This is a genomic window from Streptomyces sp. P9-A4 (genome assembly GCF_036634195.1).
Classification (GTDB): domain Bacteria; phylum Actinomycetota; class Actinomycetes; order Streptomycetales; family Streptomycetaceae; genus Streptomyces.
Map to the genome: position 1 here is coordinate 4,809,002 of NZ_JAZIFY010000001.1, position 13,991 is coordinate 4,822,992.

Annotated in this window: 13 protein-coding genes; 5 read left to right on the forward strand and 8 right to left on the reverse strand. The window is 73.6% G+C overall.

What is annotated here, in order from left to right:
- Nucleotides 1–16 precede the first annotated feature (16 nt).
- From V4Y03_RS21850 to V4Y03_RS21875, 6 genes are all read right to left on the reverse strand, one after another.
- A complete protein-coding gene (locus V4Y03_RS21850) occupies nt 17–619 on the reverse strand; it encodes a hypothetical protein (protein WP_332436008.1) in 603 nt (200 codons plus the stop codon).
- Nucleotides 606–2,219, reverse strand: a complete 1,614-nt coding sequence (locus V4Y03_RS21855) for a substrate-binding and vWA domain-containing protein (RefSeq protein WP_332436009.1) — start codon at nt 2,217–2,219, stop codon at nt 606–608. The genes V4Y03_RS21850 and V4Y03_RS21855 overlap by 14 nt, the downstream gene beginning before the upstream one ends.
- Complete coding sequence (locus V4Y03_RS21860) at nt 2,216–3,436, reverse strand: toxic anion resistance protein (protein ID WP_317875699.1); 1,221 nt, start codon at nt 3,434–3,436, stop codon at nt 2,216–2,218. The genes V4Y03_RS21855 and V4Y03_RS21860 overlap by 4 nt, the downstream gene beginning before the upstream one ends.
- Nucleotides 3,433–4,563, reverse strand: coding sequence for a hypothetical protein (locus tag V4Y03_RS21865; RefSeq protein ID WP_332436010.1), 1,131 nt, complete (start codon nt 4,561–4,563; stop codon nt 3,433–3,435). Before V4Y03_RS21865 ends, V4Y03_RS21860 begins: the two co-directional genes overlap by 4 nt.
- A 199-nt stretch (nt 4,564–4,762) precedes the next feature.
- A complete protein-coding gene (locus V4Y03_RS21870; RefSeq protein ID WP_317875701.1) occupies nt 4,763–5,155 on the reverse strand; it encodes an SCO4983 family protein in 393 nt (130 codons plus the stop codon).
- 88 nt (nt 5,156–5,243) lie between these two features.
- Nucleotides 5,244–6,455 (reverse strand): pyridoxal phosphate-dependent aminotransferase, encoded by a 1,212-nt coding sequence (locus tag V4Y03_RS21875; protein ID WP_332436011.1) that lies wholly within the window; start codon nt 6,453–6,455, stop codon nt 5,244–5,246.
- 233 nt (nt 6,456–6,688) lie between these two features.
- Here V4Y03_RS21875 and V4Y03_RS21880 point away from each other — a divergent pair, with 233 nt between their 5' ends.
- Nucleotides 6,689–7,102, forward strand: a complete 414-nt coding sequence (locus V4Y03_RS21880; RefSeq protein ID WP_332436013.1) for a hypothetical protein — start codon at nt 6,689–6,691, stop codon at nt 7,100–7,102.
- Between the two features lie 47 nt (nt 7,103–7,149).
- Nucleotides 7,150–8,592 carry a polyprenol phosphomannose-dependent alpha 1,6 mannosyltransferase MptB gene (gene mptB, locus V4Y03_RS21885; protein ID WP_332436015.1) on the forward strand — a complete coding sequence of 481 codons (1,443 nt, stop codon included), beginning with the start codon at nt 7,150–7,152 and terminating at the stop codon, nt 8,590–8,592.
- Between the two features lie 18 nt (nt 8,593–8,610).
- Here mptB and V4Y03_RS21890 read toward each other — a convergent pair whose 3' ends face one another.
- Together V4Y03_RS21890 and V4Y03_RS21895 are read right to left on the reverse strand one after the other, a co-directional pair.
- Complete coding sequence (locus tag V4Y03_RS21890) at nt 8,611–10,215, reverse strand: N-acyl-D-amino-acid deacylase family protein (RefSeq protein ID WP_332436017.1); 1,605 nt, start codon at nt 10,213–10,215, stop codon at nt 8,611–8,613.
- 20 nt (nt 10,216–10,235) lie between these two features.
- Nucleotides 10,236–11,522, reverse strand: coding sequence for an alanine racemase (locus tag V4Y03_RS21895; RefSeq protein WP_332436019.1), 1,287 nt, complete (start codon nt 11,520–11,522; stop codon nt 10,236–10,238).
- 193 nt (nt 11,523–11,715) lie between these two features.
- Here V4Y03_RS21895 and V4Y03_RS21900 point away from each other — a divergent pair, with 193 nt between their 5' ends.
- The 3 genes from V4Y03_RS21900 to V4Y03_RS21910 are packed head-to-tail and all read left to right on the forward strand — an operon-like array spanning nt 11,716 to nt 13,951.
- The gene (locus V4Y03_RS21900; RefSeq protein ID WP_443079882.1) at nt 11,716–12,780 is read left to right on the forward strand and encodes a sugar kinase; all 1,065 of its coding nucleotides are present in this window, start codon (nt 11,716–11,718) and stop codon (nt 12,778–12,780) included.
- Nucleotides 12,777–13,544 (forward strand): IclR family transcriptional regulator, encoded by a 768-nt coding sequence (locus tag V4Y03_RS21905; protein WP_332436022.1) that lies wholly within the window; start codon nt 12,777–12,779, stop codon nt 13,542–13,544. Before V4Y03_RS21900 ends, V4Y03_RS21905 begins: the two co-directional genes overlap by 4 nt.
- Nucleotides 13,541–13,951, forward strand: a complete 411-nt coding sequence (locus tag V4Y03_RS21910; RefSeq protein ID WP_332436023.1) for a RidA family protein — start codon at nt 13,541–13,543, stop codon at nt 13,949–13,951. Before V4Y03_RS21905 ends, V4Y03_RS21910 begins: the two co-directional genes overlap by 4 nt.
- Nucleotides 13,952–13,991: the final 40 nt, after the last annotated feature.

Below are 13,991 nucleotides of genomic sequence, written 5' to 3' on the forward strand. Positions count from 1 at the left end.
TGCGGAACATAATGGATCAGTTGCCCCGCTCCTCCACGTACCGCGTATGGATCTCCTGCCGGATCGCCTCCGCGTCCCTGAGGGCGCCGGCGATGGCCGTCGCCTCCTCGTGGAGTGCGGCCAGCTGGCGTTCGAGGTGGCTCTCCGGCGCCTCGGTTCCCGGATTGAACCGCGACCACCACCGGGTCCGTACGAAGGTGTCCACGGCCTCCGGCACGTCCTGCCGCACCGCGCGGGCCAGCACGTGCAGATGGTCCGGGTCGCTCACCCAGCCCGGTTCGAGCAGCGCCTCGACGAGGGACTCGAAGGAGTCGAGGCGCTCGCGGGTGGCGGGCGGCAGCTCCACCTCCGCCAGATACGTCCGCAGGGTCGCGAAGTCCGCCCGCAGCGCCTCCAGTTGTTCGCCGGCGCCCGGGAAGTGCGGGGTGTCGGGACGCTCGGGCGGGGCGATCAGCGCCCCCGCCGCGTAGAGGCCCGCGACCACCAGCGGCCAGAGGGAGCCGGCGGCACCGGTGAGGGTGATGCCGACGCCGGCCAGACCGCAGACGCTGCCGGTCAGGTTCTTGCGGGACTCGGCGTAGCGGACGAGCCGCACGAAGAACCCCCTACTGGTAGCCACGGATCTCCTCGAAGGCCCCGTCCAGCGAACCCTTGGTGGCGTCGAAGAGCTTTCCGCCGGTCAGGTCCGCGATGTGGTCGAGCTCCCCGCGGTCGGAGTCCCCGAACAGGATCGGGAAGACCGGGGTGTGCTTCTGCCCGGCCGGCAGGGCACCGTAGAAGGTGTCGAAGGCGGCGGCCGGATCGCCGTCGGTGTTCTCCCCGTCCGTCATCAGCACGACGGAGGTGAAGGTGTCGGCGGGGCTCTTTCCCAGGAAGCGGTACGCCTCCTGGAGGCTGGAGTAGACCGCGGTGCCGCCGGAGGCCGTGAGCTTCCGGGCGTCGGACCCGATCGCGTCGAGCGCCGCCCGCGGCGAGGCCGGGTCGACCGTGTGGGTCCGTACCTCGCCCTGCTTCACCGCGGAGCCGAACGGCATCAGCGTGACCTCCTCCCGGTCCCGGAAGTCCTCCGTCAGCTCGACCAGGGCCGTCTTCAGCCGCTCCAGCCGCTCGCCGCCCATGGAACCGGAGGTGTCCAGCACGTACACCGTCCGCGAAGGCCTGCGCAGGGTGTTGTCGTACGCGTCGAGCAGCCCGTCCGCCACCTTCCGGCTGCCGGGGAAGGGCAGTTCGCGCCGCTGGTCCTCGGCCAGCCTCGCGGACGGCGCGACCCCGACGACCACCGGCCGCCGCAGCGTCGTGTCGGTGATCCGCCGCTGGGCCTCCGGGGTGCGCAGATACGTGGTGAGCTTCCCGGCCGTCGCCTTCGCGTCCGGGCGGGCGGAGGTCAGCAGGGTGAGCGGGTAGTCGGCGGTCACGACACCGTCGGACGGCCGGATCACGGTCAGCTTCCCGGGCGCCGAGAGCAGCACCGACTCGTAGTTGACCAGCGCGTCGACATCGGTGCGGCGGGCGTACGCGGAGGCCAGCCAGCCGGAGGAGCCCGAGGTCAGCTTCTGGCCCGCGAAGAACTCCTTCAGTCGCGGCGTGGCCGCGGTGACGTCCTTCTCGGTCAGCGCCGACTGGGCGCCGGAGAGGCCCGAGGCCACCGAGACGAGCGCGGAGAAACCGGAGTTGGAGCGCTTCGGGTCGGTCATGCCGTACGTCAGCTTCCCGGCCGCGACCGCCTGGTGCAGCTGCGACCAGGTGACCTTCGCCGGGTCCCAGCCGAGCCGGGCGACCGCCTCGGGCCGTACGCCGAGGGCCACCGGCGAGGTCATGATCGGCGTCTCGCCGGTGATCCGCCGGGCGGTGTCCGGGCGGAGCCGCAGATAGTCGTTGGAGGAGAGCCAGATCGCGTCGTACGACTTCTCCGCCGCGCCGGACGCGATCTGCTCGACGGCGTCCAGGGTGCCGGCGTAGGTGGGCCGGACGGTCACGCCGGTCGCCTTGCGGGCGTCTTCGAGGACCGGGGCCATGTCCGCCAGCTCGGAGGAGGCGAGGACCCGCAGCGTGCCGGGGACGAAAGCCTGGCCCGGCCCGTCGGTCCGGCCACCGCTGGACCCGCCGACGCTGTTGTCGGCGGTGCCGCACGCGCTGCCGGTGGCGGTGACGAGCAGGGCGAGGGCGAGCCCGGCGAGGAGGCGGGGGAGGGTGCGGGTCTTCCCGGGGGTGGTCCTCATGCGGGGCCGCCGCCTTCCAGTGCGCCGGTGCGGCGGCTGCGGTCCAGGTGGGCGCTCGCCTCCTGGAGTTCGGCGGTGAGCGACTCGACCGTCGCCGCCATCGACTCCGTCGCCCGCGCCTTGTACGTGTCGATGGCGTCGAGCGTCCGGTAGATCTGCTGGAAGGCGGTGCGGAGCGTCTCCGCGCCCACCGCCGGGTTCGCCGCCAGCATCTGGATCTCGCCGGCCTGCTGGGAGATCATCTCGGCGTTGCCGAGGATCAGTCGCTCGGTCGTCGAGCGCAGTTCGGTCACCTGCTCGGTGACCTTCCGCTGGTTCTCCAGCGCGGAGGCCAGCATCACCGCGATCCGCAGCGCCGAGAGGGTCGTCGTCGCCGCCCGGTCCACGCCCTTGATCAGTTCGTCGTTGTTCCGGCGGACCACGTCCATCGCCAGGTACCCCTGGGCGCAGACGGCGAGCTGGGTCAGCAGGTCCTGGTGCTTCTGCCGGACGGGGAAGAGGACGTCGGCGCGGAGGGCGTCCGCCTGGCCCGCGTCGGGCGTGGCGGCGATGCGCTGCTCCACGGCCGCGTCGAGGGCGTCGGTGAGCACCGCGTACTCCTGGAGCTTGCCCATGGTCTCCCAGAGGCGGGCCCGCTCGGTAAGCAACGCGGCGTTGTCACGGCTCAGTTCGTCCTGGCCGCTGCGCAGGGAACCGACGATCCGGTTCAAAGTGGCCTGCGAGGAGGCGTACTTGGCGACGTGGTCGCGCAGCTTGTTGCCGCCGGGCAGCTTCGAGAGGAAGCCCTTGAGCCCCTTGCCCGGGGTGTCCCGGGGGTCCAGGTCCTCGACCGTGCGCCGGAGTTCGACCAGGGAGGAGCCGACGCGGGCCTGGGCGTCGCCGCCGGAGGCGCCGGAGCCGAGCGAGCGGACCGTACGGTCGAGCATGCGGTTCGACTGCTGGGCGGCGGAGCGCATCTCGCCCGCGCCGAGCGCGGCGATCTCGCCGATGCGGCCGGCGAACTCGGGGGAGCGCGGGTCGAGTCCGGACAGCGAGCCGACGTACTCACCGGCCCTCCGGGTCATCTCCGTACGGGTCGCCTCGTCCAGCGGCACAAGGCCGGAGGCCTGCTCGGCGCGGACGACGGGGACCGGCTCGGGCGGGGTGAGGACGAGCGGGGTGTCGTGCTCGGGCGGTGTCAGGGCCATCGTTCTTCTCGGATCCTCGGGCGTGCTCATGCGGTGTCCCCCTGGTCGCGGGCCCGCAGGGCCATCTCGTGCAGCACCTTGCTGGTGGGCACGGGCGCCTGGCGGACTCCGGTCAGTGTCTGGTTGAGGTAGGCGGTGTGGCCCTCGGTGGCGGCGGTGAACTCGCTCGCCGTGCCCTGCGGCCGGAAGCCGTGACGGACCGCGAGCCCGCGCAGCTCGGGGTCGTCGGAGAGGAGCCGGCCGAGGGCCCGGCCGTTCTCCGTGAGCGGTACGAGCGTGTGGTCGCTGTTGACCGTGGTGTCCGGGTAGAGGACGACGAGGTCGCCCATCGGCTGGCCGGCGAGCAGCTGGGCGGCGACCTGGGACTCGTACACGAGGACGAGCGGGTTGCCGACGCCGCTCACGAAGTCCCGGAAGGGTGCGTCGGAGCTGGACTGCTGGGCGCCCTGCACCTGGACCAGCTTGCGCAGCAGCGGGGCCGTGCGGGTGACCGCGGCCTTGTCGCCCGCGACCCGTCCGCCGTCGGCGACATAGCTCGCGGCGGCGAGGTAGAGGGCGCCGGAGCTGGAGGCGACCGGATCGGTGGAGGTGATGAAGAGGGTGCCGCTCAGCTCGGCGTGCCCGGCGGAGCCCTTGAGCTGCTGCCAGCTCCGGTCGGCGCGGGCCGCCGCGAGGTAGGCGTCCATCTTCAGGATGCCGCTCGTGCCGCGCGGGCCGAGGGTCGCCAGGCCGTTGCCGGCGAGGACCCGGGCGGCGGCGCTGTGCGCGACGACGACGAGCGGCGAGTAGAAGGGACGGAGCGGGGCGGTCGCCGCCTTGTCCTTGGTCTTCGCCTTCGCGCGGAGTTCGTCGGCCGGCCCTTTGGAGGACGGGAAGGCGAAGTCGTAGCCGTCGAGGGGCAGTTCCTCCATGTCCCAGGACCCGGAGGTCTCGGTGCCCACGGTGAAGCCCTTCGCGGCCAGGGCCTTCACCACCTGTGGATCGGCGAAGAACTCGGCCTTCTCCGATCCGATGACTCCTCGCACGGTCTTCGTTGCCGTGCCCGTGTCCTTGTCGCCGCCCGTCACGAGGACGGCGGCCACGCCGCCCAGGAGCAGGGCGGCCAGGACGATTCCCAGGATGCGTCTCACGCGGGCAGCGTGCTCGCGGAAACCCACATTCCAGGGGGAGTTGGGTGTACGGGGGGTGAAGGAGCGATCCCGGTACCGAACCGGAGGGGGGCGCCCCGCTGTCGAGCCGGAAGGGATCGGGGGCGGAGGTGTCCTGGGCCCCCGATTGCGGGGGAGGCGTCCTTCGGATCGGGCCGGGGTGGGTGGCGCCCGGTCCGCGCGGTTCGTGACGCGCGGACCGGGGCCGTCAGGGGGCGCCTACCAGGGTCTCCCCGGTCAGCGCCGCGGTGTGCGCGTCCATGCGCCCGGCGGCGAGGATCGCGGCGGTCGTGTCGGCCCGCGAGGCGGCGACGACCAGGGCGCGGCCCGCGAGGGCGTGCGCCCTGCGGTGCAGGTCCGGTGCGGACGAGCCGCTCAGACCCGCGTGCCGCGCGGGCGGTGCGCCGCGCAGCCGTGCCACCTGCCGGGCGATGAGCTCGCCGGCCTCCGTGTCGCCCAGCTCGTCGGTGACGGCGAGCAGGGCGGCGAGGTGTCCGGCGAGCTGGATGTCCAGCTCCTCCTCGCGGGAGCGGTGCGGATACGCGGCCTGGGTGTCGTCGGCCATCCGGTGGACCGACTTGGTGCGGATCGGTTCGTACATGGGACGGCCTCCTGAGTGCTCGGGAGCCATCCTAGCTTAGATTCAGTCTAAAGTTGAGCGGAGTCCGGCCCGAAGTCCTGTGGGGTTCTCAGGGCTGGCTGTAGCCGTCCAGGAACCGGCCGATCCGGGTCACCGCGTCCGCCAGGTCCGCCGCCGCCGGCAGCGTGACGATCCGGAAGTGATCGGGCTCGTGCCAGTTGAAGCCCGTCCCGTGCACCACCATGATCTTCTCGGCCCGCAGCAGGTCAAGGACCATCTGCCGGTCGTCCTTGATCTTGTAGACGGTCGGGTCGAGCCGCGGGAACAGGTACAGCGCGCCCTTCGGCTTCACACACGTCACGCCCGGGATCTGGGTCAGCAGCTCGTACGCCGTGTCCCGCTGCTCAAGGAGCCGCCCGCCCGGCAGCACCAGGTCCTCGATCGACTGACGGCCCTGGAGCGCGGCGGCCACCGCGTGCTGCGCCGGCATGTTCGCGCAGAGGCGCATGTTGGCGAGGATCGTGAGGCCCTCGATGTACGAGGTCGCGTGGTGCTTCGGGCCGCAGACCGCGAGCCAGCCGGAGCGGAAACCGGCCACCCGGTAGTTCTTGCTCATCCCGTTGAACGTGAGGACGAGCAGGTCGGGCGCGACGGCCGCGGTCGGGGTGTGCGTGGCGCCGTCGTAGAGGATCTTGTCGTAGATCTCGTCCGAGCAGACCACCAGGTTGTGACGCCGGGCGATCTCCGTCAGGGAGCGCAGCATCTCGTCGTCGTAGACGGCGCCCGTCGGGTTGTTAGGGTTGATGATCACGATCGCCTTGGTGCGGTCGGTGATCTTCCGCTCGATGTCGGCGAGGTCGGGCATCCAGTCCGCCTGCTCGTCGCAGCGGTAGTGCACGGCCGTACCGCCCGCGAGGGAGACCGAGGCCGTCCACAGCGGGTAGTCCGGAGCCGGCACGAGCACCTCGTCGCCGTCGTCGAGCAGCGCCTGCATCGCCATCTGGATCAGCTCGGAGACGCCGTTGCCGAGGTAGATGTCCTCGACGGAGAGCGGGATGCCCTTGGTCTCGTAGTGGCTCATCACCGCGCGGCGGGCCGCGAGCAGCCCCTTCGCGTCGCCGTAGCCGTGCGCCTCGGAGAGGTTCCGCAGGACGTCCTCGAGGATCGCGGGCGGGCACTCGAAGCCGAAGGCGGCCGGGTTGCCCGTGTTGAGCTTGAGGATGCGATGACCCGCGGCCTCAAGCCGCATCGCCTCTTCGAGCACCGGACCCCGGATTTCGTAACAGACGTTGGCGAGCTTCGTGGACTGGATCACCTGCATGCCGAGAGCTTACGGCGGGCCGGGCCGGGCCGCCTCGTGTTTTGGGCCACGTGGGGCGCCGCGTGGCGCGGGGAGGGCGGGGCGGCTCTCCGGGTGTGACCCGTGTCGCAGCGATCGTGTCGTGCTCCCTGCAATCCGGGCCTATGAGCCATCCGGACCCCGCAGCCGCCGCCCCTCGCCGGGGCCGCCGCCGACACGCCCCCGCACGCCGGGGTCCCGGGCCGGTGTGGCTGGTGGCCGCCGGGGGTGTCGTGGTGCTCGGGCTGACCGCCGCGGTGCTCGGCACGGGCGGCGGTACGGGGGGCACGGGCGGTACGGACGGGACCCCGGGCGGCGACGGCACGCGGAACGGTCCGCCCGCGCTGATCCAGGCCGACCCCACCGCCGGGGACCCCGGCACCTCGCGCGCCCCCTCGCCGCGGGCCACGGGGGCCGGGCGGGACGGGGACGGCGTACGGAAGGGCGGTCCGGAGTCCTCCGCCACGGCGGGCGGGCGGACGACGCCGACGGCCGGTCCGGCCGGGGGCACCGCTCCGGAGGCCGTACCGACGGCTTCGGACGACCCCGCCGCCGGGGGCGGTACGGGCACGGGTGACCGCACGGGCAAGCCGGGGCGGGGGCGGGGCGCGGGCAAGGGCCCGAGGTAGCACCGCGCGGCGGGAGGCGTCGGTGGGCCGGGATAGGTTGGGCCCCCATGTGGGTTTTCAGTGCCTCCGGATGCCGGTGGCTGGGTCTGGCCGGGTCGTTCGGCGTCGCCGCGGGCGGCTGGGCCGCCGGGACGCTGCCGGTGCGCGGCGGCGGGGGGCTGTGGGAGCCGCGCGGCTCCGCGCTCACCACCGCGGGCGCCGTCCTCGCGTACCTCGGCCTGGCCCTGCTCGTCGCCGCCTGGTGGCGGTACGGCGTCCTGCTCGCCCGGGGCGTACGCGACGGGGTGCTCACCACCCTCGTCTGCTGGACCGCGCCACTGCTGTTCGCCCCGCCGCTGCACAGCGCCGACGTCTACAGCTACATCGCGCAGGGCGCCATGGTCCTCGAAGGGCACGACGTGTACGGCGGCGGGCCCTCCGTCCTCGGCCCCGACGAGCTGGGGGCCGACGCCGCCGCCTCCGTCGGCGGCCACTGGACGGACACGCCCGCGCCGTACGGGCCCGCGTTCCTCGTCCTGGCCCAGCTGGTGGTCAAGCTGACCGGCGGCGAGATCGTTCCCGCCGTGCTCGGGATGCGGCTCCTCGCGGTGGGCGCGCTCGCGCTGATCGTGTGGGCCGTACGGGGGCTCGGCGGCGGGCCCGGCGGCCGTGACGGGGCGCTGTGGCTGGCCGCGCTCAACCCGCTGCTGCTGGTCCATGTCGTCGGCGGCACGCACAACGACGGACTGATGGCCGGGCTCATGCTGGCGGGCGTGCTGCTCGCGGTACGCGGGCGCTGGGTCCTCGGGTGCGTCCTCGTCGGCCTGGCGATGATGGTCAAGTCGCCGGCCGCGGTGGCGCTGCTCTTCATCGGCGTGACGATCGCGCGCCGGGACGGGGGCGTACGGGGGGCGGCCAAGGGCCTCGTCCTGCCGGGCCTCGTCGCGGGCGCGGTGGCCGCGGGCGCGACGGTGCTGGCCGGGACCGGGTTCGGCTGGCTGCGGACGCAGAGCGTCGCCGCGACGATCCACACGGCGCTGTCCCTCAGCAGTGACCTCGGGCTCGGCCTCGGGGTGCTCCTCGGGGACGACCCCGACCCCGTGAAGGGGGTCGTGCAGAAGCTCGGGCTGCTCGTCGCCGTCGGGGTCGTCCTGGCGCTCGCGTGGCGGTCGTGGCGGGGGGCGCTCGACCCGGTCCTCGGCCTCGGGTTCGCGCTCGTCGCGCTGGTGGCGCTCTCACCGATGGTGCAGCCGTGGTACCTGCTGTGGGGGACGGTCGTGGTCGCGGCGTCGGCGTGGCGGAGCCGGGCCGGGCAGCTGCTCGCGGTGCTCTCGGCGGCCCTCGTCTGGGAGACGGCACCGTCGGGGCACACCCCCTGGTACGGCTTCGTGCTGGCGGGGCTGGTGCTGGTGCTGGGCGTGGTGTGGATGCGGCGGAACCCCTGGGGCGGGACCGGGGAGGCGGCGGGGGCCGACGCGGTGGAGGGCTCGGACCGGGTGGGCGCCCGGTAGGGGGTTGGAGGGGTCCGGCTAAGCGCCGGCCCTCCGGTTCGAGCGCAGAGACCTTCCCGGCAGCGCGTCCGTGCGTCTGCCGTCCTCCATCACGAACCGGCCGTCGACCAGCACGTGCGGGATGCCCGTCGGCAGCGTCCGGGGCGACGCGTACGTCGAGCCCGCCGCCACCGTCTCCGGGTCGAAGAGGACCAGGTCGGCCACGTACCCCTCACGGATCCTGCCCCGGTCGGGCAGGCGCAGCCGGGCCGCCGGGCGGCCCGTCAGGTGGGCCACGCACTCCTCCAGGGACAGCACGCCCAGCTCGCGCACGTACCGCCCGAGGTAGCGGGGAAACGTCCCGTACGCGCGCGGGTGCGGCTTCGTGCCCTGGAGGATGCCGTCCGAGCCGCCCGTGTGCACCCGGTGCCGCATGATCGCCCGGACGTTCTCCTCGTGCCCCACGTGCTGGAGGATCGTCGTGCCCAGGCTGTCTTCGAGCAGCAGGCGCCGGGCCGTCGCCCAGCCGTCCACCCGCCGGCCCACGTACTCCCCGAGCCCCGGCGCGGACACCCCCGAGACCTCGATCGTGTCCCAGTCCACCGGCACCCCGTGGCAGCCGTCCGAGCCGAGGACCTCCAGGTGATGGCGGACGCGCTCGGCCGTCCCCTCGTCCCGGAGCCGCGCGAGCACCGCCTCCGGCCCGCCCTCGCTCGCCCAGCCGGGCAACAGCGCGACCAGGGTCGTACAGCCGGGGGTGTACGGGTACGTGTCGAGGCTGATGTCCGCGCCCGCGTCGAGGGCCTCGTCGAGGAGGGCGAGGAGTTCGGGGGCCCGGCCCTCGTTCACGCCGAAGTTCATGGTGGCGTGGGCGAGGTGGAGGGCGCAGCCCGCCTCCCGGGTGAGCGCGATCATCTCCCCGTACGCCTCAAGGGCCCCCGCCCCGTACGAGCGGTGGTGGGGGCAGTAGTAGCCGCCGTACTCCGCCACCACCCGGCAGAGTTCCGTCAGCTCGGCGTCCTTCGCGTACATCCCCGGGGTGTACGTCAGCCCGGAGGACATGCCGAAGGCGCCCTGGACGAGCCCCTCCGCGACGAGCCCCCGCATCCGGTCCAGTTCGCGTCCCGTCGCGGGCCGGTCCTCCCAGCCGACCGCGTACATCCGGACCGTCCCCTGGGGGACGAGGTACGCGGCGTTGACAGCGATGCCCCGGCCGCCGTGGGCACGGTCCAGACGGTCGAGGTACTCGCCCACCGTCCGCCAGCCGAAGTCGAGGTCGTCGCCGTACCCGTTCCAGCCGGTGATCGCCCTGCGCACCTCCGCGAGCGTGCGGTCGTCGACCGGCGCGTACGACAGCCCGTCCTGGCCCAGGACTTCGAGGGTCACGCCCTGCGCGGCCTTCGCGCTGTGGTCCGGGTCGCGGAGCAGCGCGAGGTCGCTGTGGGCGTGCATGTCGATGAAGCCGGGGGAGAGGGCGAGGCCCTCGGCGTCCACGATCCGCCGGGCCGTGGGGCGGAGACAGCCCGCCGCCGCGCCCTCCTTCACGATCGCGGCGATCCGGCCGCCCTCGATCGCCACGTCGGCGCGGTAGGAGGGGGCGCCGGTGCCGTCGACGACCTCCGCGTCACGGAAGACGAGGTCCATGGGGGTTCCCTCCGGACGTCCTAGAAGAAGGTGCGGACGTAGTCGACCACCGTGCCGTCCGCCTCGACCAGCGGGATCAGCTGCCACTTGTCGAAGATCGTGCAGGGGTGCGACAGGCCCATCCCCACCCAGTCGCCGACCTCCAGGTCCGCGCCCGCCTCGGTGCCGAGCCAGGCGTGCTGGTCGGAGAGGCCCGTCACGGTGATGCCCTCCGCGGCGCGGATCTCACCCGTGCGGTCGTCACGGACCACGTGCGCCTCGGGCAGGTGCAGGTCATGGGCGGCGTCCCGCTTGCCCGCGTTGGTGAAGGCCTGCGCCGGGGCCGGGCGGGAGACCACCTGCGACCACAGCCGGAACGCCGGCTCCAGGGCGCCCTCCTCCGGGACCCGGTTGAAGGGGGTGCGGGCGCGGTACTGGCCGTCGTCGTGCGAGACGTACGCGCCGGAGCGCAGCAGTTTCAGGACGGGGAGGGAGAGCCCGGGGATCTCCGCGAAGACCTCGGCGACCGTGTCGAACCACTCGCTGCCGCCCGCGCTCACCACGATCTCGCCGATGGCGGGGGCGAAGCGGCCGGCCTCGTCGAAGTCGGCCGCGAGCCCGACGAGCCGGTGCAGCCAGTCGCGCACCGAGCCGGCGTCGGCGCCGGGCATCGTGCCCTCGTACCCGGCGACGCCGACCAGCCGCAGGGCGGTGGTGGCCGCGACCGCGTCGGCGACGGCCGCGCACTCCGCCTCCGTCCGTACGCCCGTGCGCCCGGCCGAGCCGGCGGCCAGCTCGACGACCACGTCCACCGGGCGGGACGCGCCCGCCGCGCGCAGGGCCTCGTCCATCAGCTCGACGCCGCGGACGGAGTCGACGTAACAGATCAGCCGGAAGGCGGGGTCGGCGTCCAGCTCGGCGGCGATCCAGCGCAGGGCGACCGGGTCGACGACCTCGTTGGCCAGGAAGATCCGGGCGATGCCGTGCGCCCGGTAGACGCGGGCCTGGTGGGGGACGGCGGCGGTGATGCCCCAGGCGCCGTGCGCGAGCTGACGGTCGAACAGCTGCGGGGCCATGGACGTCTTGCCGTGCGGGGCGAAGGCGAGGCCGTGGCGCTCGGCGTACGTCTCGAGGAGGCGCAGGTTGTGCTCGACGGACTCGGCGGAGAGCGCGAGGACGGGGGTGGTGAAACCGCCGGTGAAGAGGTTGCGGCGCTGGGCGGCCAGCTCGCCGACGGTGAGGCCCTCGGCGTCCGGGGGCAGCGCCTTGAAGCGGTGGTCGACGCGCTCGTTCGCCAGGTCGGGCGTGTTCTGCACCGGGTCGGGCATGAGGCCTCCTCATCGTGGGCGTTGCGAGATGTGCAACGCTCATTGCGCATTGTGCTCACGGCTGTCTAACATCCGGGCCGAGGCCGGGTCAATGGACCCGGTCGACGGAGCCGTACGACCCGCAGGGAGCCCGAGAGTGAGCGGACACGAGCCCGCGGACGCGGCCCCGGACATCGTCTGCCTCGGCGAGTCCATGGTCACCTTCCTTCCCACCCGGCCGGGCCGCCTCGCCGACGTCCCCTCCTTCACCCGCGCCATCGGCGGCGCCGAGTCCAACGTCGCCTGCGCCCTGGCCGCGACCGGGCACCGGGTCCGCTGGGTCGGCCGCGTCGGGCGCGACGGCTTCGGCGACCACCTCGTCGAGACGATCGCGGCGTACGGGGTCGACGTCGGCGCCGTCGGCCGCGATCCGCACCGGCCGACCGGCGTCTACTTCCGCACCGACGAGGACCGGGCGACCGACGCGCACGAGGTCGTCTACTACCGGGCCGGGTCGGCGGCCTCGGCGATGTCGCCGACGACGGTGCCGTACGACTCCGTCGGGGGCGCGCGGATCCTCCACCTCACCGGCATCACGGCCGCGCTGTCCGCCGACTGCCTGGCGCTGATGCGGGAGCTGACCGCGCCGAGGCCGGGGCGACCGCTGGTCTCGTTCGACGTCAACCACCGGCCGACGCTGTGGCGCGACGGGAGTGCGGCCGAGGTGCTGCTCGAACTCGCCCGGCGGGCGGATGTGGTGTTCGTGGGGGCGGACGAGGCGGAGAGGTTGTGGGGGGCGGCGGATCCGGCCGCGATACGGGGGGTGCTGGGGGAGCCGGCGGTGCTGGTGGTGAAGCAGGGCGGGGAGGGGGCGGTGGCGTTCGAGCGCTGCGCGGCTGAGGTTCCGGAGGCCGGGCCGGCTGAGTTTCAGCCCCGACGGCGTCTGAGGCACGGGGCCCGGGGTGGAGCCCCGGTTCGGGAGGCCGACACGGTCACCCCCACCCCCGCCCCCCACGTCACCATCGTCTCCCCCGTCGGCGCCGGCGACGCCTTCGCCGCCGGGTTCCTCTCCGCCACCCTCCGCGGTCTCGGCATGACCGCCCGGCTCCGGCACGGGCATCTCATGGCCGCCGTCGCCCTCACCGCCCCCGGCGACCTCGCGCCGCCGCCCCGCCAGGAGCGCGCCGACCGGCTGGCCGCGCTCGACGACGCCGCCTGGGGCACACTTCACCTCGGCCCCGGCTGGACCGGGGACGACCAGGAGGTACGTACGCCATGAGCCAGACCGTCGACCGGGCGCTCAGCATCCTGCCGCTGCTCGCGCAGGGCCCCGCCGACCTGGGACAGGTCGCCGAGCGGCTCGGCGTCCACAAGTCCACGGCGCTGCGGCTGCTGCGTACCCTCCACGAGCACGGCCTCGTCCACCGGCAGCAGGACCAGCGCTACCGCCTCGGGGCCCGCCTCTTCGCCCTGGCGCAGGAGGCCGTCGAGAACCTCGACATCCGCGAGATCGCGCACCCGTACCTGACGGCCCTCAACGAGCGCATCGGGCACACGGTGCACCTCGCCGTGTACGAGGAGGGCGAGGTCCTCTACATCGACAAGGTGGAGAGCCGCTACCCGGTCCGCATGTACTCGCGCATCGGCAAGCCCGTCGCGATCACGGTCGCGGCCGTGGCCAAACTGCTCCTCGCCGACCTGCCGGAGCCCGAGCGCCGCGCCGTGGCGGCGAAGCTCGACTACCCCCCGTACACGCCCCGTTCGACACCGAACGCCGCCGCCTTCCTCAAGGAGCTGGCGACCGTACGCGAACAGGGCTGGGCCACCGACCTCGGCGGCCACGAGGAGTCCATCAACTGCGTGGGCGCCCCCGTCCGCGGCGCCGGCGGGCGCGTCGTCGCCGCGATGTCGGTCTCGGCGCCCAACGTGGTCGTCACGGCCGAGGAACTCCTCACCCTCCTCCCGCAGGTGCGCCGCACCGCGGACGACATCAGCCGGGAGTACTCCGGCACCGCCCCGACCAAGGCCAAGGACACGGAATGACCGAGAAGACCGCGCTCACCCCCGCCACGCACACCGCGCCCCCGGCGAAGTTCTCGCACGGCGTGCGGAAGGGCAACATCCTCCAGGTGGCCGGCCAGGTCGGCTTCCTGCCCGCCACCGAGGGCCGGGCTCCGACGGTCGCGGGCCCGACCCTGCGCGAGCAGACCCTCCAGACCTTCGCCAACGTCAGGGCGATCCTGGAGGAGGGCGGCGCGAGCTGGGACGACGTGATGATGATGCGCGTCTACCTCACGGACGTGGACCACTTCGCCGAGATGAACGCGATCTACAACGAGTACTTCGAGAACCAGTCCCTCAAGGCCCCGGCCTCGGCCCGCACCACCGTCTACGTCGGCCTCCCGGCCGGCCTCCTGATCGAGATCGACGCGCTGGCGGTGCTGGGCTGACGCGACCGGGAGGTGCCCCGGCCGCCGGGCCGGGGCACCT